The organism is Amycolatopsis albispora (genome assembly GCF_003312875.1).
GTDB lineage: Bacteria > Actinomycetota > Actinomycetes > Mycobacteriales > Pseudonocardiaceae > Amycolatopsis > Amycolatopsis albispora.
The window spans coordinates 1,710,129-1,729,235 of sequence record NZ_CP015163.1; the positions used below are offsets into that span (position 1 = coordinate 1,710,129).

The window sequence follows — 19,107 nt, forward strand, 5'->3', positions numbered from 1 at the left end:
TCTTCCCCCGGGCCGGCGCCGCACGGCCGCTCAGAGCGTGTCGCCCAGTGCCATGATGCGGGTGCGGTAGCCGACGTAGCTCGGGTACTCACCGGCCATCCAGAGCACGCTCATGGGGCCGTCACCGGGCAGCCCGACGGGTTTGAAGGGTCGCACGTTCAGCTCGGTGGAACCCCGCGTCACCGGTTCACTCGTCCAGGTGTGGCCGCCGTTCGGGGTACGCCAGCGTTCGACTTCGTGACGGCCGCCCGGAACCTGCCGGGACAGCAGTACTTTCGACGGATCGGTGTGGTCGAGCGAGATCCCGCCGGAGTAGTTCGGTTCCTTGCCGTCCGCGCTGATCGAACCGCCCGCGGCGGTGATCCAGTGGTCGTGCCAGCGGTGCCCGTCCCAGCGCGCGTAGCGGTACTGGTGGTCGGTGTCGGCGGGGAAGTTGGCATAGACCAGGACCGGCCGGCCGCGGCGGTCGGTGGCGATTTCCCAGATCCAGGACTTGGGCCGGCCGGTCGCGTCGTAGACCTTGTCCGCCTGGGCGGGGCTGACCGGAGTGCCGAGCGGGCCGATCCGGGTGCCGTTCGCGCGGTGGAGGTGCCCGGCCCGGTAGTACATGTAGTAGATGCTGGTGTGCACGTTGCGGGGATGCCCGTCGGTGAAGGCGAAGTGGATGGTGTCGCGGCCGTTGGTGCACATCTTCACGTACGGCCGCTGACCGGGGACCTGGATGAGCGAGCGGGCTTCGGTCCACCGGTCGTCGCCGTCGGTGGTGCTGAAGGCGGGGTTGAAGTCGGCGCCGCGCCAGAACAGGTACTTCCTGTTCTGTTCGGCGGTCAGCTGGGCGATGTTGGTGTAGGTCCAGCCGTACTGGCCCTCGGTGTTCGTGGTGATCGTCCGGGCTGGTTCCCAGCCGCCGGTGATGTCCTCGGGAAGCGTGGAGCGGCGGTAGTAGAGCGGGATGTTCCGCGCGTGCGCGGTCCAGTACACCTCGAGGCGGCCGTCGGGCAGCACGTGGATCGCCGGGTTGTTGTGGTCGTCGATCTCGAAGCCCTCGGCGAGCACGGTTTGGGACAGGCGGGCGTTCGCATGGTCGTACTGGGCGACGGTGATGGCGCCGGAATCGGTGATGTAGCCGAGATAGGTGCGTCTCCAGCGGCCGCGGTGGTGGACTGCTCTGGGGCCGCCGAACCAGCACCAGGCCCCGCTAGGTGCGATGGGCAGTGGGGTGGCGGGGGTGGCCGCCGTGCCCGCGGCCGGGCTGCCTGGCGCGGCCGAGGCTGAGCTGGCCGCGTCTGGCCCGGCTGAGCCTGGCGTGGCTGCCGTGCCCGGTGTGGCTGCGGCTTGGCCGGAGCCACCGAGGAGTGCTGCCGCGCCTGCGGCGCCCGCGAGCCCGAGCGCCTTCCGGCGCGGGAACGCCGCGCCATTGTCCGTCGTGCCCATGGACCACCCCCGGCTGCCGTGCGGTACCCAGTGAGTGTTACCGCTCACACCGCGAACCGTCAATCGGCCGATTGATTGTCCAAAATAGACGCTGACGCTCCGTTATCGAAAGTTTCGCGGTATATCGCGAAGATTGCGGCTTGTTCCGCTGTGGCGGCAGTGTTAGCGTTCACATGCGGCACCTTCGGCGCTAGGAGGAATGCATGCTCGGCGTGGGAAGTCTCCGGCGGGGACGACGATCGGCGGCATTCGCCGCGGTGATGGTGATGCTGGCCGGCGCGTTGCTCGGCGTCGGCGTGACGGCGGCGGGAGCGGCGACCGTGGATCCGAACGCGTGGTACGTGCTGGTCAACCGCAACAGCGGCAAGGTGCTCGACGTGTCCGGGGTGTCCACTTCGGACGGTGCGCAACTGCACCAGTGGAGCCGCGCCGACAGCGGCAACCAGCAGTTCCAGTTCGTCGACTCGGGCGGCGGGTACTACCGGGTCAAGGCACGGCACTCGGGCAAGGTGCTCGACGTGTACAACTTCTCCACCGCCGACGGCGCGAACATCGTGCAGTGGACCGACCACAACACCACCAACCAGCAGTTCCGGCTGGCCGACTCCCCGGACGGGCACGTCCGCCTGCTCAACCGGAACAGCGGCAAAGCGGTCGAGGTCCAGGGCGGCTCCACCGCCGACGGCGGCCGGGTGGTCCAGTACGCCGACCACGGCGGCACCAACCAGCAGTGGCAGCTCGTCCCGGTCACCAGCGCCCCCGGCGGTGCGCTGCCGTCGAGTTTCCAGTGGTCTTCGAGCGGCGTGCTGGCCGGGCCGAAGCCGGACGCGCAGCACCCCGGCGCGCTGGCGGTCAAGGACTTCACCGTGGTGCGGCACAACAACCAGTGGGTGGTGTACGCCACCACCGCCAGCCCGTCCGGCTGGGGACTGGTCAACTACAACTTCGGTGACTGGTCGCAGGCCGCCGCGGCACCGCACACGTATCTGGACACCGCCTCGGCGATCGGCCCCGGTTATCGCGCGGCGCCGCAGCTGTTCCACTTCGCCCCGCAGAACCTGTGGTACCTGGTCTACCAGACGGCGCCGCCGACCTATTCCACCAGCACCAATCCGGCCGATCCGCGGTCGTGGTCGGCACCGCGCACCTTCATCGCGCAGGAACCGCCGATCGTCACGCAGAACAAGGGCGACGGCCAGTGGATCGACTTCTGGGTGATCTGCGACAGCGCGAACTGCTACCTGTTCTTCAGCGACGACAACGGCCACATCTACCGCGCGCAGACGACCATGGCGAATTTCCCGAACGGTTTCGGCAACACCCAGATCGTGCTGTCGGATGCCAAGTACGCGTTGTTCGAAGCGACGAACGTGTACAAGGTGGCCGGTGCCAACCAGTACCTGCTGATCCAGGAAGCGATCGGCGCGAACGGACGCTATTTCCGCTCGTTCACTTCCAGCAGCCTCACCGGGACCTGGACCCCGCTCGCGGCCACGGAGAGCAACCCGTTCGCCGGTAAGAACAACGTCACCTTCCCCGGCGGTGTGTGGACCCACGACATCAGTCACGGGGAGCTGGTGCGCGCCAGCAACGACCAGACCCTGACCATCAACCCGTGCCACCTGCAATACGTGTACCAGGGCATGGCGCCGGGCTCGGGCGGTGATTACCTCAAGCTGCCCTGGCGGATGGGCCTGCTCACCCAGACCAATTCCACCTGCTGACGACAGGGAGTTCACGATGGTGAAACACCGGTCCTGGCTGGGAACCGCCGCCGTCGCGGCACTGCTTGTCCTGCCCGCGGGGCCCGCAGCCGCCGCCACGACGCCAGCGGAGGCGGCCGCTTCCGCCGGGTGCGGGAAGGCGCCGGCGCTGGCGAGCGGCAACCACACGATTTCCAGCGGCGGGAAGAACCGCGATTTCATCCTGCGGCTGCCGGACGGTTACCACCGGAACCACCCGTACCGGCTGGTTTTCGGCTACCACTGGTGGGGCGGTACCGCGAACGAGGTCGACTCCGGTGGTGCCGACGGGGCGAACTGGGCCTACTACGGCCAGCGGCGCCTGGCGAACAACAGCACGATCTTCGTCGCACCGCAGGGGATCAGCAACGGCTGGGCCAACTCCGGCGGTGAGGACGTCACCTTCACCGACGACATGATCAAGCAGCTCGACGCGGCGCTCTGCGTGGACACGGCCCAGCGCTTCGCCATGGGGTTCAGCTACGGCGGCGGGATGAGCAACGCGCTCGCGTGTGCCAGGCCGAACGTCTTCCGCGCGGTCGCCGTCTACTCGGGCGCGCAGCTGAGCGGGTGTGCCGGCGGCACCCAGCCCATCGCGTACCTGGGCATCCACGGGCTCGGGGACACGGTGCTGAACATTTCGCAGGGGCGCGCGCTGCGCGACCGGTTCGTGAAGAACAACGGCTGCACGGCGCAGAACCCGCCCGAACCGGCGCCGGGCAGCCGGAGCCACGTGGTGACCGCCTATTCCGGCTGCCTGCCGGGATACCCGGTGGTGTGGGCCGCGTTCGACGGCGGGCACACCCCGGCGCCCATCGACGGGTGCGGTTGTGCAGGCTGGCAGACCTGGACGGCGGGTGAGGTGTGGAAGTTCTTCACCGCGCTGACTTCTCCAGCACCCGCATGAACGCGCGCGACCACTCGGGCAGGTCGGGCCAGCCGCGGCAGGAGACCATCGCGCCGTCGACGACGTCCGGTGCGTCGGCGAAGGTCGCGCCCGCCAGTTCCACGTCGGTCTTCAGGGGAGGGAAGGCCGCCGTGGTGCGGCCGCGCAGCAGGCCGAGCGCGGCGGGCACCTGGGCGCCGTGGCAGATGGTGCCGACGGGCAGCTCGTGGTCGAAGAAGTACTGGACGATGCGGGCCACGTCGGGATCGGTCCGGATGTACTCCGGTGCGCGTCCACCGGGGATGACGAGCGCGTCGAACTCCGCCGGGTCGACCTCGCCGAACGGCAGGTCCACGGGCAGCAGATGTCCGGGTTTCTCGGTGTAGGCGTCACAATGAGGTTTTCTCAGTAGCGGTCTTGGTGCTCGAGTTGGGTGAGTACCAGGGCCGCTTTGATGATGGTGCCGATGTGGCTGGGGCTGAGAGTGACCCGCTGGAGGGCTCTCCAGCGGGTTTTGAGCAGGGCGGCGGCGCGTTCGCCGCGGGCCCGCAGACTGTTGTGGAGCGTGTTGTGGCTGTGCTGGTCGATGTGCAGCGGCCGTCCGTGCAGGGGGTGGTTGCCGGGGGCGCCTTTGAACGGGGTGCGGATACCGATCCCGGCGGCGTGGTAGGCCTTGTCGGCCAGGATGGTCAGGCCGTGTGCGGCGGCGGCGCAGAGTGGGCCGATGATGCCGTGGGTGCGGGCGGCGGTGAGGTCGTTGACGGTGCCGGGTAGCTGCTCGGAGCACCACAGGGGGAATCCGTCGGCGGTGGCCAGGAACTGGATGTTGGCGCCGAAGGCGCGGTGTTTGCCGGAGTACCAGCGATGCACCCGGCTACCGGCGGTCCGGCCGCGGGTTTTACCGACGGTGCCGGCGACGCGGGTGGTGCGGACCAGGGTGCCATCGAGGATGAGGTGGGTGTCCCCGGCGGCCAGGCGCTGGGCCAGCACGTCGGGCAGCTCGGGGGCTTGGCTGGCCAGTGCGGTGAGGCCTTCGTGCAGGTAGCGGTAAGCGGTGGCCAGGCCGATGTGGTTGTCGGTGGCGAGGTTTTTCACCCGGGTGGCGTCGCGGAGCCAGCGCAGGACCAGCACGGCGTGGCCCCAGACCGTTAGTGCCCGGCGGCCGGTGCGGGTGCCGCGGCGGGCGCGTTCGTCGGCCAGGAGCTGGGCGAGGTACTGGCCGATCGGGCGGTCGACATCGAGCGTGGCACGATAGGAGGTCACGGAGAGCCTTCGCGGTCGGACTTGATCTTCGCAAATCCAGTCCTAGCAAGGCTCTCCGTCCTCGTTCCCACCACCCCCAACACCCACTACTGAGAAAACCTCAATCGGGTTCGAAGTCGTGCACGACCAGTTTCACCGCGCGAGTGGTGGGAGCGGCCACCACCGCCTCGTGCCCGCCCTCGCGCAGCCGGAAGATCGGGTACATCGAGTCGAGTTCCTCGGCGGCGTCGCCGGTCAGGATCAGCACTCGGGCCATCACTCGCTCCTTCTCGATGTCCTCGGACCGGAAGCCGGGAGCGCTCCCAGAACTCACCATAGCCCGCACCGCGGGCGGGAAGTCAAGGTCCGGCCGGGGCAGCGCGCTCGGGTCCCTGGGCCGTCCAGCTCGCGAGCAGGTTCATCGCCCGCCGGGACGGGGAGTCCGGCTCGGTGGTGTAGACGAACAGGGTCGTGTCCGGATCGCCGGGCGGAGTGAGGCTTTCGTACTCGACGGTCAGGTCGCCCACGACCGGGTGGCGCAGGCGCTTCGAACCGTGGGTGCGCTGATGGACGCGGTGCTGCTCCCACCACCGCGCGAACTCAGGGCTGCGCTCGCCCAGTTCGGCGACCAACTCGGCGGTGGCGCGGTCGGCGGGGTCGCGGCCGGTCTCGAACCGCAGGCTCTCGACCGCCGCCCTGGCCTGCTCCGGCCAGTCCACGAACAGCGACCGGGCGTCCTCGTCGAGCAACATCCAGCGGGCGTAGTTGCGCCGCGCCGGTGGCAGCCGGTCGAAGTCGGTGAACAACGCCTTCGCCATCCGGTTGGCGGCCAGGACGTCGGTGCGGCGCCCGAGCACGAGCGCGGGCTCGCCGTCCAGCGAGTCGAGAAGCTGGTACAGGCCCGGCCGCACGCGTTGCACGTCCCGGGCTCGACGGCCCGCCGGGGCCGCGGACAGCCCGATGAGGTCCTCCAGATGGGCGCGTCCGGCCGCGTCGAGCCCGAGCGCCCTGCCGATCGCCTCGACCACGGCCGCCGACGGCGTGATGCGCCGTCCCTGTTCGAGCCGGGCGTAGTAGTCGGTGGACACACCGGCCAGCCGGGCGACCTCCTCACGGCGCAGGCCCGGCACGCGGCGCACGCGCTCGTCGGCGGGCAGGCCCGCCCGCGACGGATCCACCTGGGCACGGGCCCGCCGCAGGAAGTCGGCGAGTTCGCGATTGTTCTCGGCCACGGAACCCATTGTTGCCGACGCGGCCCGGTTCGTGACTGGACCTGTGCGTCCTAGGTTGCCGGATCCGAGGTCGCACCGGGCGCGAGATGAGCCCCCGGAGCCGGTTCCGCTGAGCCACGCTGGTGTGGACCGAACCAGCGGAAAAGGACAAACTCGTGAACAAGATCCTGATCGTCATGTCCGCGGCCGACACCTGGGAGCGGACCGACGGCTCGTCCTACGCCACCGGGTACTGGGCCGAGGAAGTGGCCGCACCGCACGAAAAGTTCGCCGAGGCGGGCTTCACCGTCGACTTCGCTTCCCCCGGTGGTGTGCGGCAGCCACTCGACCGGCACAGCGCCGACCCCGAGATCGCCGGTCCGGACTGCGGCCGGTATGTGGAGCACGCCGAACGCGCCCTGCGGGAGTTCGGTCCGCTGCGCAAGCTCGACGAGGTGGACATCGACGACTACGTCGCGGTGGTGCTGCCCGGCGGGCACGGCCCGGTGGTCGACCTCCACCAGGATCCCGGCCTCGGCCGCCTGCTCACCGCGGCGGACGCGGCCGGGAAGGTGATCGGCGCCGTCTGCCACGGCCCGGCCGGGCTGCTGTCCGCTGTGGACGCCGAGGGGAAGTGGCTGTTCGCCGGGCGGAAGATGGCGGCCTTCACCGACGAGGAGGAACGGCTGTTCGGCACGGCGGAAGGCGCGCCGTGGCTGCTGGCCAGCCGGTTGCGTGAGCTGGGCGCGGAACACACCAGCGGCCCGGCCTACCAGCCGTACAACGTCCGTGACCGGAACCTGTTCACCGGCCAGAACCCGGCGTCGAGCGCCCCGATGGCCGAGGCCATGATCGACGCGCTCACCTAGGAACACCCACCGGCCCGGCCTCCGCACCGCGTCCACGCCGTGACGGTATTGTCGCGCCAGCCTCACCGGGGAGCGGAAGGCCTGGTCGAGAAAGGTATCGGGTGGGCGAGCGGATGCAGATCGGCGAGGTCGCCGAGCGCACCGGGCTGTCGCTGCGCACGATCCGGTACTACGAGGAAGTCGGGCTGGTGGTGCCCAGCGCACGCAGCCAGGGCGGATTCCGGCTGTACACGGAACCGGACATCGACCGGCTCCAGCTGATCAAGCGGATGAAGCCACTGGGTTTCCAGCTGGAGGAGATGCGCGACCTGCTGGCGATCCTCGACCCGACGCCGGGCTGCCCGGAGATCGAGGACCCGGCGGCGCGGCTGGTCGAATTCCGCGAGGCCACCGCGAAGGCACGCGCCGAGCTGCGGGCGAAACTGGCCATCGCCGAGGAGTTCGAGGTCCTGCTGCGGTCGCACATCCTGGCCTTGAAGTCGCGGCACTGAGCCGCGGCCTGGCTCAGGGTGCGGGCTGGCCGGTGTAGTCCTCGCTGGCGTAGGTGGGGCCTCGCCACCAGCCGGGCTTTGTCGTGGTGGTGACCTGCTTGTCGAAGCCGTCGGTGGGGTAGCGGTAGTGGACTTCGGACAGCGTGCCCCAGGCGGCGGGATCGGCGTGGCCGGTGAGGGCGGCGGGTGTTTCCCGGTAGGTCGCCACGGATTCCAGTGGGGCGAAGGCGCCGCCGTGGGGCCGGTAGCTGCGGGTCAGGTCGCCGTGGTAGCCGTACTGGTGGGGTGCGCGCAGCAGCAGCGCGGGTGGTTCGACCAGTCCGTCGGCGAGCACGGGGAGCCGGGCGCACGGGTACCAGACCGAGATCGGCCAGTCGACCAGCGCCGGGCCGGATGCCTGGCCGATGCGCTCGGTGAGGGTGCTGCCGTCGCCGAGCCGGACGGCGTCGGCGGCCCCGCAGGTCTGCCCGGTGATCGAGGCGAGGTTGGTGTGCACGGGGGACCACGAACCGGTCGTGTGCTGGTTGAGCGCGGCCTTGCCGTGCAGGGCCACCAGCGCGACCGGCATGACGACGACGGAACCCCCGGCGATGACCAGCGCGGTCCATCCGGCGAGGCGGGTGTGCCACGGTTGCGCGTCGGCGCCGCGGCGGCCGGAGTGCTTCTGCCAGAGCAGGAAGGCCCCGGCGACCGCGCCGCCGCCGAGCACCAGGACCGCGGGACTGGCGAGCAGGCCGCCGGCCAGGTGCTGGTCGAGGAACGGCATGCCGAACCGGTGGTAGGCCCACCACGAATTCGGCCCGTACCAGACGAGGCTGAGCACGACGGTGATGATGAACAGCGCCGAGAACCGGATCACCCAGCCCGCTCGTTCGCGGGCGAAGGCGCGGGGCAGCGCGGCCAGGCCGTAGGCGATCACCAGCGCGGAGAAGAAGTCCAGCGCCGAGAAGTGCGAGGCGATCTTGGTGGGGGTGAGCAGCAGCGCGGCCAGGCCGAGCCCGAGCCAGGCGAACGGCCAGCTGAACACGCCCGAGAAGGTGTGCCCCGGCTGGTGCCGTGGGCTGAGCACCACCACGATCACCAGCAGCGCGATGCTCAGCAGCACCGGCAGGCGGCGCGCGGGATGCTGCTCGAAGCTGAAGTCCTCGGGCACCCCGCCGAGCAGCATCTGGTAGCGGCTGAACTCGCCGTACCAGCTCTGCGCGGCGCCGTACCAGTAGCGGGCGCCGGCGGAGTCGGCGAAACCGCCGATGCCGGAGTTCAGGAAGACCAGCGGCGAGGCCACGGCCACGGCGGCGGCCACCAACGCCAGCAGCACCACGGTGCGCTGGGTGCCGAGTGACCGCCCCGCGGTGAACAGCACGCCGACCACCAGCGGGATCAGCGCGAGCATGCCGGTCGAGGTCACCGCGAAGCACGCGCCCGCCGCGAGCCCGCCGACCACCAGCCAGCCCGGATTGCCGCCCAGCCGCGCCCGGACCGCGGTGTAGGCGCTGATCCCGGTGCACAGCACCACAAAGGGCTCGGGCCGCAGGCCGACCCCGCTGGACATCCACACCACGGCGAACGCCGCGGCGAGCAACGCGGTGGGCACACGGGGAGCCTCGGTGTACCGGCGCAGCAGCCGGGTGATGCCCAGGACCAGCAGCCAGATCGCCAGCCCGGCCACCATGGCGGGCACCCGCGTCATCAGCGGCGCCCAGCTCACCTGGAACAGCGGCGCGAACAGGTACTGCAGCAGGATCGCCGGTGTTTCGGCGGCGTTGAGCGCCATGTAGTAGTCGCCCGCGAACCCCGACGCCTCGAGATTGCGGTGCATGCCGAGGAACCAGCCGTCGTCCACGGTCTGCGGGCCCAGCACACCCCAGACGGCGATCCCGGCGCCGACCAGCCCGGTCCAGACCGCGTCCGCGCGCCACGGCAGCTTCGTCCCGGGATCACCGCGCCGCTGCCCGAAAATCCTGAACCCGGCGACAACGCAGCCGAGCGCGCCGATGGCGAACCCGGCCATCAGCACCACTTTCAGCGGGGTGGGCGAGGTCTGGAACCGGGCGTCGGCCTGCGCGCGAGCCGACACCGCACCGGCCGATCCGCCGGCGGGCAGGTCCGTCACGAACGCGACCACCTGCGGGACCAGCGCTTCGGCCCGCACGAGTTCCCGTTCCCCGGTGGGGGACGACACGGCTAGGCGCAGCTCGTTGCCTTCGGCGTGCACCCGGTATTCGCAACCGCCGGGCGGAACCGGCCCGAGCGGGTACTCACGATCGTCGAAGACGCCCACCAGCTGCCGGTCGCGGATCTGCAGTGCCAGCCCCTGGCGGGCGTCGGCGGAGTCGGCGGGGAAGGTCGAGAAAGCGGTGGTGGTCGCGCCGGGCGCGGCGGCGGTGACCGCCGTGCAGCCCACGGTGACGTCCAGGCTCAGCGGGCGGTACGGCAGGAACATCGCCACCGAAGAGTGCGCGGGCTGCCCGGCTCGCGGCCACGACACCTCGACCTGCTCGGCCTTGACCGGCGCGAACGGGATCGCCAGCGCGAACGCGATCGTGGCCAGCGGCAACGCCGGCCACCACCGCGGAAACGACCTCCGCCGGGTGCGCGTCCGGGGCTCGTCCGCGCGGGTCACCTCCGGTGCCGTGGCCGACGCCATGCCCACTACCCGCACCTCTCCGCTCGTCCGCGCTGGACCAACAGTCACGTTAGGGCAGAGTCGGCGGGCTTCTCGTTCGGGTGACGGGGACGGCTCTTGGTCAACTCCGGGTGATCCTGGCCTCACTTCGCCCGGGGCGTCTGCACGGTCGGTGCATCTCTCATCTAACGTAACGTGAGAGTTGCCGCCCTGGGTGGCGCTGTCCGCGCCCCCGGCGCCCGAGCCCGTCAGGTTGTCTTCCTGTGCTGAGTTCCCTGCTTCCCGTCGCACGACCGTCGTGGCTGTCACCGAAGGTGGCGCGCACCGAGATCCTGGCCGGGCTGGTGGTGGCGCTGGCGCTGATCCCGGAGGCGATCTCGTTCTCGATCATCGCCGGTGTCGATCCCAGCGTGGGGTTGTTCGCCTCGTTCACCATGGCCGTGGTCATCTCGATCGCCGGCGGCCGCGCGGCGATGATCTCCGCGGCCACCGGGGCCATCGCGCTCGTGGTCGCCCCGCTGGCGCGTGAGCACGGCCTGAGCTACCTCATCGCCACGGTGATCCTGGGCGGGCTGTGCCAGATCGTGCTGGGCTCGCTCGGCGTCGCCCGGCTGATGCGGTTCGTGCCGCGCAGCGTCATGGTCGGCTTTGTCAACGCGCTGGCGATCCTGATCTTCCTGGCGCAGGTGCCCGAGCTGATCGACGTGCCGTGGCCGGTGTACCCGCTGTTCGCCGCCGGACTGGGGATCATGGTGCTGTTCCCCAAGCTCACCAAGGTGGTTCCGGCGCCGCTGGTGTCCATTGTGGCCTTGACCGCGCTGACGATCGCCGCGGGCGTCGCGGTGCCCACGGTGGGGGACAAGGGCGCGCTGCCGGACTCGCTCCCGGTCCCCGGGCTGCCCGCGGTCCCGTTCACCTTCGACACGCTGGCGCTGCTCGCGCCGTATGCGTTCGCCTTCGCGCTGGTCGGGCTGATGGAATCGCTGATGACCGCGAAACTGGTCGACGACATCACCGACACCCACTCGAACAAGACCCGCGAGGCGATCGGGCAGGGCATCGCCAACGTGGTGACCGGCTTCTTCGGCGGCATGGGCGGCTGCGCGATGATCGGCCAGACCATGATCAACGTCAAGACCGCCGGTGCCCGCACCCGGCTCTCGACCTTCCTGGCCGGGGTGTTCCTGATGATCCTGTGCATCGTGTTCGGCCCGGTCGTCTCCGACATCCCGATGGCGGCACTGGTCGCGGTGATGGTGCTGGTCGCCTTCGGCACCTTCGACTGGCACAGCGTCGCCCCGGCCACCTTGAAGCGGATGCCGGCCGGGGAGATCGCGGTCATGGTGATCACCGTCGCCGTGGTGGTGGCGACCGACAACCTCGCGATCGGGGTGGTGGTCGGCTCGATCACCGCGATGGTCATCTTCGCCCGCCGGGTCGCGCACCTGGTGGAGGTCAGCGCGGTCACCGATCCCGGCGGCGGGCAGGTGGTCTACGCGGTCACCGGTGAGCTGTTCTTCGCCTCCAGCAACGACCTGGTCTACCAGTTCGACTACGCGAACGACCCGGACAACGTGGTCATCGACCTCACCGATGCCCACATCTGGGACGCCTCCACGGTGGCCGCACTCGACGCGATCACCACCAAGTACGCCGCACGCGGCAAGACCGTGGAGATCGTCGGCCTCAACAAGCACAGCGCGGTCATGCACGGCAAGCTCAGCGGGGAACTGAGCGCCAGCCACTGAGGCGTTGAGGCGTTTCACGCGCGAGGCCCCCGGGCACCCGGCGGGTTATGACCGAGTCACGCGAGAACACGAAACAGGAACAGCTCGACCGGTTCCGCGAAGACCAGCGGAACACGGTCCTCACCACCCAGCAGGGCGTCCGGGCCGGCCACGACGACGACTCCCTGACCGCCGGAGCACGGGGTCCCACCCTGCTGGAGGACTTCCACGCGCGCGAGAAGATCACCCATTTCGACCACGAGCGCATTCCCGAACGGGTGGTCCACGCCCGCGGGGCGGGTGCGTACGGTTACTTCGAGGCCTATGACAACTCGCTGAGCGAGTACACCACCGCGGAGTTCCTCACCAGCGGTGAACGCATCCCGGTGTTCGTGCGCTTCTCCACCGTCGCGGGCTCCCGCGGCTCGGCGGACACGGTGCGCGACGTGCGTGGTTTCGCCACGAAGTTCTACACCCGCCAGGGCAACTACGACCTGGTCGGCAACAACATGCCGGTGTTCTTCATCCAGGACGGGATCAAGTTCCCCGACTTCGTGCACGCGGTGAAACCCGAGCCGCACAACGAGATCCCGCAGGCGCAGTCGGCGCACGACACGCTGTGGGACTTCGTCGCCCGGCAGCCGGAAACCATGCACATGATGATGTGGCTGATGTCGGACCGGGCGCTGCCCCGCAGCTACCGCATGATGCAGGGCTTCGGCGTGCACACCTTCCGGCTGGTCAACGCCGACGGGCGCGGCACGTTCGTGAAGTTCCACTGGAAACCGGTGGCGGGCACGCATTCGCTGCTCTGGGACGAATGCCAGAAGATCGCGGGCAAGGACCCCGACTTCAACCGGCGCGACCTCTGGGAGTCCATCGAAGCGGGGCGGTTCCCGGAATGGGAGCTGGGCGTGCAGCTGGTCGCCGAGGACGCCGAGCACACCTTCGACTTCGACCTCCTCGACCCGACCAAGATCATTCCGGAGGAGGAGGTGCCGGTGCGGCCGGTGGGCCACCTGGTGCTCGACCGCAACCCGGACAACTTCTTCGCCGAGACCGAGCAGATCGCCTTCCACACCGCGAACGTGGTACCCGGCATCGACTTCACCAACGACCCGCTGCTGCAGGCACGCAACTTCTCCTACCTCGACACGCAGCTGATCCGCCTCGGCGGGCCGAACTTCTCGCAACTGCCGGTCAACCGCCCGGTGGCGCCGGTGGCCACCAACCAGCGCGACGGGTACGGGCAGCAGGCCATCCACCGCGGCCGGACCAGCTACTTCCGCAACAGCCTCGGCGGCGGCTGCCCCGCGCTGGCCGACGCGGGCGGGTTCCACCACTACACCGAAGCCGTGTCGGGGCACAAGATCCGCGAGCGGAGCCCGAGCTTCAAGGACTACTACAGCCAGGCGACGCTGTTCTGGAACAGCATGAGCGAGGTCGAGCGCGAGCACATCGTCGCGGCCTTCCGTTTCGAACTCGGCAAGGTGGAGACGATGTCCATCCGCGAGGCCGTGGTGGGGCACCTCAACGAGGTCGACCACGACCTGGCGGTCCGCGTCGCCGCGGGTGTCGGCGTTGCGGAACCCACCCCGACCGGCCGGGCGAACCACGGCAAGCGGTCGGCGGCGTTGTCGCAGCTGGGCCAACCCGGGCTGACCCCGCACGGGCGGAAGGTGGCGATCCTGGCGGGCGACGGTGCCGACACGATCGGGATCCGGCGGCTGGTCTCCGCTCTCGAAGCACACGAGGTGGAGGCCGAGGTGCTCGCCCCGGCCGACGGTGAACTGCGCCCGGGCGGTGACGGGGATCCGCTGCGCGTGGACCGGCAGCTGAACACCATGGCGTCGGTGCTGTACGACGCGGTGGTCCTCCCGTGCGGCCCGGAGAGCACGCGGACGCTCGCGCGGGACGGGTATGCCATGCATTTCGTGGCCGAGGCGTACAAGCACGCGAAGCCGGTGGCCGCCTTCGGTTCCGGGGTCGAGCTGCTGCGGCGGATCGGACTGCCGGAGGACGCCGAGGGAGTGGTCACCACGACGGCTGCCGCGGGCGACCTGCCCGAGGAGTTCGGGGCGTCGCTGCTCGCCGCGTTGGCCGCGCATCGCAGCTGGAACCGGGAGACCGACTCCGTGCCCGCATGAAACCGGCGGTGGCGGGTATGCGGTGACCACGGACAAGAGAAGGGAGCCCGTGGTGGCACACGAGGAAACCGGCCAGGTCACCGGGACCAAGGACAAGCACTACAACATCATCTGGTTCACCGAGGCGTGCCTGTCCAACGCGCTGCGGATGGAAACCTACGCGAAGGACGCCGAACGGGACGGGGACAACGAACTCGCCGACTTCTTCCGCAGGGCCCAGGAGGAGAGCCGGAAGGGCGCCGAGCGCGGGAAGGAACTGCTCGCCGCGCGCCTGGCGAAGTAGTCGGATGGCCCGGCCGTCTGCCCGAATGTCACGAATGTGGCTTTCGAGACGTTTGGCGTCCCGAAAGCCACATTCGTGACACCGCGACGTGGTCAGCAGCGGGTGGCGGACGTGGGCAGCGTGGTGTCGCTGAAGTAGCGGTGTACCAACGACTTGGTGCAGTCCGAGCGGGTGGCGGCCCCGTGCCCCATGCCGTCGTAGGTGACCAGGACCGAATCGGGCAGCTGCGCGGCGACGTGCTGGGCGCCTTGATAGGGCGTCGCCGCGTCGTAGCGGGAGGTCAGCACCATGATCGGCGGCGCGTCGTCGGCGTCGAGGGGGCGTTGCGGGTTGGTGGCGGGCACGGGCGGGTTGATGCACAGGGTCGCGGTGTCGTAGGCGCCCGAACGCACATCCGGCGCAACCGCGCGGGTGCGCGCAGCCAGTTCTTCGACGTCCGCGTAGGAAGCGAGGTCGTTCCGGTTGTCCGCGCACTGCAGGAAAATGGGCAGCGGCATGGTTTCCGTGCTCGGCGCGCCCTGAGTCCGCGGGGACGCCGGTGCTGCCGGGGCTTCCAGGCGCGTGATTTCGGCGGCGACGGCGGGCAGATCCGGCCGGGTCAGCGGGGAAACCACCCGGCTGGTCAGCTCGCCGGGGTCCACCGCCTCGGGCAGGGTGCCCGCTTCGGCGCGGTCGTACAGGGCGGCCAGGCGGGCGCGGACGTCGGTGCCGTGCAGCGAGCACGCCGGATCGGTGTCGCACCAGGCGACGAACTGGTCGAACGACTCCTGCCCGGCCAGCGCGCTCACCTCGGCGAACCGCCCCGAGTCGACGCTGTGGTCGTACACCCCGTCCAGCACCAGGGTGCGGATCCGCTCCGGGAACTGCTCGGCGTACATCTGACCGGCCACCGTGCCGTACGACAACGCGTACAGGTTCAGCCGGTCCTCCCCGAGCACGGCGCGCAGCCGGTCCACGTCCCGTGCCACCTGCGTGCTGTCGAGGTGGTCGAACACCGGGCCGGTGCGTTCGCGGCAGTCCGCGCCGACGGCGGCCTGCGCGGCGAGCAGGTCCTCGAACTCGGCTTGGTTGCGTGGTTCCGGGCGGTACAAAGTGGACACCAGTGCGGAGTCGCAGAGCACCGGCGAACTCCGGCGCACCCCGCGCGGGTCGAAGCTGACCACGTCGAAATGCTCGACGACCTGGGGCGGCAGCAGCATGCCGAGTGTCTGCTCGTTGCTGACCGCGTCCACACCGGAACTGCCCGGACCGGCGGGCAGGTACACGATCGTGCCGTGTTTCTCCCCGGTGGCCGGATGCCGGGCAGCGGCGAGGCCGAACTGGTCACCGTCCGGATCGGACCAGTCGACCGGGACCTCGATCGTGGTGCACAACGCGGCCGGATTGTCCGCGCAGGGCACCCATTCGGGCGTGGAGGGCACGAGTGCCGACGCGGTCAGACCGGCCGACAGCAGCAGGAAACCGAAGTTCATGGGCTCCACGGTGGCGCCGCGACCGGCCGCGCACCTCCCACCGGCAGCCACGGTCGTCTCCTACCGCGGGAGGAGGCGAGGCCGCGCGCGAGTTCCTAAGGTCGGGGCGTGACCACCTTGCGATGGCTGCCGGTGCGGGTGCTGCCCGTGCTGGTGACGGCCGCCTACCTGGCCGTGCTGCACGGCCCGGTGCCGGTCACCTGGCTCGACTGGGTGCTGGGCCTCGGCGCTTCGGTGCTGACGGCGGCGGGTGCGTGGATTCCGCTGCTCGCGGCCATCGGGCAAGCGGGTCTGCTGTTCGCCGTGGACGGTGGGGGCGCGCAGGCGGTGATGCCGGTGATGTTCGTGCTCGCGATGATCACGCTGGGCGAGCTGTGGATGCGCCGCGACGGGTGGCCGTGCCTGCTGGGCACCGCGTTGTTCGCCGTGGCGCAGCTGTGGTTGTACGTACCGCGCCTGGACCCGTTGCTGACGCCGGTTTCGCTGCTGCTGACCACCGCGCCCCCGGTGCTGCTCGGCGTGTACATCCGGTCGGTGCTGCGCGTCGCGCTGGAGGCGGACCGCCGCCGGGAGGAAGCCGTGCTGGCCGCGCGCGTCGCCGAGCGCACGGCCATCGCCCGCGAGCTGCACGACCTGGTGGCACACCACCTGGCGTCGATCGCGGTGCAGGTCGGCGCGGCCCGGCACCACCTGCGCGGCAGCGATCCGACGGTCGATGAGGCACTCGCCCAGGCCCACACCACCACCCGGACCGGGCTGGCCGACCTGAAACGGCTGATGACCGTGCTGCGCGATCCGGCGTCGATGACCGACGCGGCCGGTGCCGCGGTTGCCGGGGACGACGGCCTGCCGACCGCGCTCGCCGCGGTGGTCGACCGCACGCGTGCGGCCGGGGTGACGCTGGACGCGGACATCGACCCGGGGGTGGGGGCGCTCGACTCGATCCGCCGGCTCGCGGTGCTGCGCGTGGTGCAGGAAGGGCTGACGAACGTGGTCAAGCACGGCGGCCCGCGCGCGACGCTGACCGTGCGGGCGGGGGAGGACGGCGCGCGGATCGTGGTCACCGACAACGGGACGGGCACGCGACCCGGTTCGCCGGGCTTCGGGCTGGTCGGCATGCGTGAGCGGGTCGAGCTGCTCGGCGGGCGGGTCAGTGCGGGCGGCCGGGACGGCGGCTGGGCGCTGGACGTGACGATCCCGGCCGGGGCGGAGCCGTGATCCGCGTCCTGCTGGCCGACGACCAGCGGCTGGTCCGCGCCGGGCTGCGCATGCTGTGCCAGGGCAGCCCGGACCTGGAGGTGGTCGGCGAGGCGGAGAACGGCGAGGAAGCCATCCGGCAGGTGGCCGGCCTGTCGCCGGACGTGGTGCTGATGGACCTGCGGATGCCCGGCGTGGACGGCATCACCGCGACCGCGCGCATCACCGCCACGCGGCCCGGGACGCGGATCCTCGTGCTGACCACGTTCGACGACGACGAGCACCTGTACCCGGCGCTGTCCGCGGGCGCACACGGCTTTCTCACCAAGGACGCGCCGCCGGAGGAACTGCTCGACGCGATCCGGCGCACGGCCGCGGGGGAGTCGCCGTTCAGCCCGGAGGTGCTGCGCCGCTTGGTGCGCAAGGCCGTCGGCGCGCACCGGGAAACCGGTGACGCCAAGGAACTCGCTTCGCTGACCGACCGGGAACGGGACGTGCTCGCGCTGGTCGGCGCCGGCCTGTCCAACGCCGAAATCGCGGCCCGCCTGCACGTGGCCGTCAGCACGGTGAAAACCCATGTGACCGCGCTGATGGGCAAAACCGGCGCGGACAACCGGGTGCGGCTGGCCGTGCTCGCCCACCGGTGCCGGAGCTGAGGCTTCCGATCAGCGGTTGATCCGGTCGTTTGGGCGGGCCCGCCGATCTCCCGGCGCGTACGGTGCGGTGGTCACCGTGGCGTCGAGGGGAGGACGCGGTGCTGCTGAGGATCGTGTTCGAGCGCGCCGACCTGCAGCGGGTCCGGGTCGCGCCGGGGCCGGACCCGATGTGGGAGACCGTGCTGAGCCTGCACTGCGCGCGGGAACGCCCGGCGACCGCGCGCCTGGCCGACTGGCGGGAGCGGACCAGGAGACGCTTCCGCGAGGCCGACGCGCCCCGGCGCTGGCTGAGCACGATGTTCTCGCTGGTGCCGCGGCGCGGCCCGTTTCCGGACTTCCTGACTCCCGGCGACCGGATCACCGACGTGGCGGCCGGGTGCGAGGCGCTGGCCTGCACGCCGCGGGCCGCGTTGCGTGCCGATGTCGCGGCCGTGTTCGCCGATCGGCGGGCCCCCGGCTGGGCCGGTGACCTGGCCGCCGGGCGGCTCGGCCAGGTCCAGGCCGTCACCGAGGCCACCCGCCGGGCCCACGACCTGCTGGTGGCGCCGCACTGGCCGGAGGTCGGGGGCGTGGTGGGCGCCGACCGGGCGCGGCGGGCGGACACCCTGGTCACCGCCGGGGTCGGGCAGATGCTCGCCGAGCTGCCGGGCGTGGTCGGCTGGGACGGCGCCGAACTGCTGATGCGGTACCCGGTCGAGCGCACGGTGCACCTGTCGGGCCGCGGGCTGACCCTGGTGCCCGCCTACTTCTGCACCGACCGGCCGGTCACCCTGATGGACCCGGAGCGGGTGCCGGTGCTGGTCTACCCCGCCGCGGGCGGCCTGCCCGCCGAACGCGCGGTGTCACCGGAACTGGTCAAGCTGCTCGGCCGCACGCGCGCGGAATGCCTCGGCGCGGTGGGCGTGCCGCGCAGCACCAGCGAACTCGCGCACCTGCTCGGCACGTCGGTCAGCGCGGCCAGCAAGCAGGCGACGGTGCTCCGCGAGGCCGGGCTGCTGCGCAGCGAGCGGCAGGGCGCGGCCGTGGTCCACAGTTTGACGCAGCTCGGCGCGGGCCTGCTCGACGGGCACTACTTCCACTGAGCGCAGCCGATGTTTTCCCGCTGGGGCAAACTCGTGGCGCGA

Annotated in this window: 16 protein-coding genes and 1 pseudogene; 10 read left to right on the forward strand and 7 right to left on the reverse strand. The window is 70.7% G+C overall.

From position 1 onward, the window contains the following. Positions 1 to 30: 30 nt before the first annotated feature. Positions 31 to 1,434, reverse strand: a complete 1,404-nt coding sequence (locus tag A4R43_RS08045) for a BNR-4 repeat-containing protein (RefSeq protein ID WP_113691740.1) — start codon at positions 1,432 to 1,434, stop codon at positions 31 to 33. A gap of 203 nt (positions 1,435 to 1,637) precedes the next feature. Here A4R43_RS08045 and A4R43_RS08050 point away from each other — a divergent pair, with 203 nt between their 5' ends. Together A4R43_RS08050 and A4R43_RS08055 are read left to right on the forward strand one after the other, a co-directional pair. Beyond that, the gene (locus tag A4R43_RS08050; protein ID WP_205215268.1) at positions 1,638 to 3,158 is read left to right on the forward strand and encodes a non-reducing end alpha-L-arabinofuranosidase family hydrolase; all 1,521 of its coding nucleotides are present in this window, start codon (positions 1,638 to 1,640) and stop codon (positions 3,156 to 3,158) included. A 16-nt stretch (positions 3,159 to 3,174) separates the two neighbouring features. Continuing rightward, positions 3,175 to 4,077, forward strand: a pseudogene (locus tag A4R43_RS08055) (CE1 family esterase); the annotation flags it as partial. Here A4R43_RS08055 and A4R43_RS08060 read toward each other — a convergent pair. From A4R43_RS08060 to A4R43_RS08070, 4 genes are all read right to left on the reverse strand, one after another. Next, positions 4,052 to 4,417 carry a DJ-1/PfpI family protein gene (locus A4R43_RS08060; RefSeq protein ID WP_205215269.1) on the reverse strand — a complete coding sequence of 122 codons (366 nt, stop codon included), beginning with the start codon at positions 4,415 to 4,417 and terminating at the stop codon, positions 4,052 to 4,054. The pseudogene A4R43_RS08055 and the gene A4R43_RS08060 sit on opposite strands and share 26 nt — an antisense overlap. Before the next feature lie 50 nt (positions 4,418 to 4,467). Then, positions 4,468 to 5,325 (reverse strand): transposase family protein, encoded by an 858-nt coding sequence (locus A4R43_RS08065; RefSeq protein ID WP_113691743.1) that lies wholly within the window; start codon positions 5,323 to 5,325, stop codon positions 4,468 to 4,470. A 100-nt stretch (positions 5,326 to 5,425) separates the two neighbouring features. Beyond that, a complete protein-coding gene (locus tag A4R43_RS42615) occupies positions 5,426 to 5,581 on the reverse strand; it encodes a type 1 glutamine amidotransferase family protein (RefSeq protein ID WP_162788367.1) in 156 nt (51 codons plus the stop codon). An 82-nt stretch (positions 5,582 to 5,663) separates the two neighbouring features. Then, positions 5,664 to 6,545, reverse strand: coding sequence for a helix-turn-helix transcriptional regulator (locus A4R43_RS08070; RefSeq protein WP_205215270.1), 882 nt, complete (start codon positions 6,543 to 6,545; stop codon positions 5,664 to 5,666). Positions 6,546 to 6,691: 146 nt separating this feature from the next. On the opposite strand from A4R43_RS08070, the gene A4R43_RS08075 reads away from it, so the two are divergent. Continuing rightward, on the forward strand, positions 6,692 to 7,384 hold the full coding sequence (locus A4R43_RS08075; RefSeq protein WP_113697426.1) for a type 1 glutamine amidotransferase domain-containing protein: 693 nt from the start codon (positions 6,692 to 6,694) through the stop codon (positions 7,382 to 7,384). 101 nt (positions 7,385 to 7,485) lie between these two features. Next, entirely contained in the window at positions 7,486 to 7,875 is a 390-nt protein-coding gene (locus A4R43_RS08080) for a MerR family transcriptional regulator (protein ID WP_236808838.1), read from the forward strand. Between the two features lie 13 nt (positions 7,876 to 7,888). Here A4R43_RS08080 and A4R43_RS08085 read toward each other — a convergent pair whose 3' ends face one another. Next, entirely contained in the window at positions 7,889 to 10,522 is a 2,634-nt protein-coding gene (locus A4R43_RS08085; protein ID WP_236809187.1) for an arabinosyltransferase domain-containing protein, read from the reverse strand. Between the two features lie 242 nt (positions 10,523 to 10,764). Between A4R43_RS08085 and A4R43_RS08090 the strand changes: the two genes are divergently transcribed. Genes A4R43_RS08090 through A4R43_RS08100 form a run of 3 tightly spaced genes read left to right on the forward strand, consistent with a single transcriptional unit; the run spans position 10,765 to position 14,658 of the window. Beyond that, complete coding sequence (locus A4R43_RS08090) at positions 10,765 to 12,249, forward strand: SulP family inorganic anion transporter (RefSeq protein ID WP_113691745.1); 1,485 nt, start codon at positions 10,765 to 10,767, stop codon at positions 12,247 to 12,249. Between the two features lie 47 nt (positions 12,250 to 12,296). Further along, positions 12,297 to 14,375 (forward strand): catalase, encoded by a 2,079-nt coding sequence (locus tag A4R43_RS08095; protein WP_113691746.1) that lies wholly within the window; start codon positions 12,297 to 12,299, stop codon positions 14,373 to 14,375. Positions 14,376 to 14,424: 49 nt separating this feature from the next. Beyond that, positions 14,425 to 14,658 carry a hypothetical protein gene (locus A4R43_RS08100; RefSeq protein WP_113691747.1) on the forward strand — a complete coding sequence of 78 codons (234 nt, stop codon included), beginning with the start codon at positions 14,425 to 14,427 and terminating at the stop codon, positions 14,656 to 14,658. A 92-nt stretch (positions 14,659 to 14,750) separates the two neighbouring features. Here A4R43_RS08100 and A4R43_RS08105 read toward each other — a convergent pair whose 3' ends face one another. Next, complete coding sequence (locus tag A4R43_RS08105) at positions 14,751 to 16,130, reverse strand: alpha/beta hydrolase (protein WP_113691748.1); 1,380 nt, start codon at positions 16,128 to 16,130, stop codon at positions 14,751 to 14,753. 108 nt (positions 16,131 to 16,238) lie between these two features. On the opposite strand from A4R43_RS08105, the gene A4R43_RS08110 reads away from it, so the two are divergent. The 3 genes from A4R43_RS08110 to A4R43_RS08120 all read left to right on the forward strand — a co-directional run bounded on the left by A4R43_RS08110 (position 16,239) and on the right by A4R43_RS08120 (position 19,065). After that, on the forward strand, positions 16,239 to 17,348 hold the full coding sequence (locus A4R43_RS08110) for a sensor histidine kinase (RefSeq protein ID WP_113691749.1): 1,110 nt from the start codon (positions 16,239 to 16,241) through the stop codon (positions 17,346 to 17,348). Beyond that, the gene (locus tag A4R43_RS08115; RefSeq protein WP_113691750.1) at positions 17,345 to 17,983 is read left to right on the forward strand and encodes a response regulator transcription factor; all 639 of its coding nucleotides are present in this window, start codon (positions 17,345 to 17,347) and stop codon (positions 17,981 to 17,983) included. Before A4R43_RS08110 ends, A4R43_RS08115 begins: the two co-directional genes overlap by 4 nt. Before the next feature lie 98 nt (positions 17,984 to 18,081). Next, positions 18,082 to 19,065 carry an ArsR/SmtB family transcription factor gene (locus A4R43_RS08120; RefSeq protein ID WP_113691751.1) on the forward strand — a complete coding sequence of 328 codons (984 nt, stop codon included), beginning with the start codon at positions 18,082 to 18,084 and terminating at the stop codon, positions 19,063 to 19,065. Positions 19,066 to 19,107 lie beyond the last annotated feature (42 nt).

Excerpts from the sequence above, each read along its gene's own strand:
- A4R43_RS08045 (WP_113691740.1), bottom strand. The coding sequence starts at position 1,434 with ATGGGCACGACGGACAATGGCGCGGCGTTCCCGCGCCGGAAGGCGCTC.
- A4R43_RS08050 (WP_205215268.1), top strand. The coding sequence starts at position 1,638 with ATGCTCGGCGTGGGAAGTCTCCGGCGGGGACGACGATCGGCGGCATTC.
- A4R43_RS42615 (WP_162788367.1), bottom strand. The coding sequence starts at position 5,581 with ATGGCCCGAGTGCTGATCCTGACCGGCGACGCCGCCGAGGAACTCGAC.
- A4R43_RS08070 (WP_205215270.1), bottom strand. The coding sequence starts at position 6,545 with ATGGGTTCCGTGGCCGAGAACAATCGCGAACTCGCCGACTTCCTGCGG.
- A4R43_RS08085 (WP_236809187.1), bottom strand. The coding sequence starts at position 10,522 with ATGGCGTCGGCCACGGCACCGGAGGTGACCCGCGCGGACGAGCCCCGG.
- A4R43_RS08095 (WP_113691746.1), top strand. The coding sequence starts at position 12,297 with ATGACCGAGTCACGCGAGAACACGAAACAGGAACAGCTCGACCGGTTC.
- A4R43_RS08105 (WP_113691748.1), bottom strand. The coding sequence starts at position 16,130 with ATGAACTTCGGTTTCCTGCTGCTGTCGGCCGGTCTGACCGCGTCGGCA.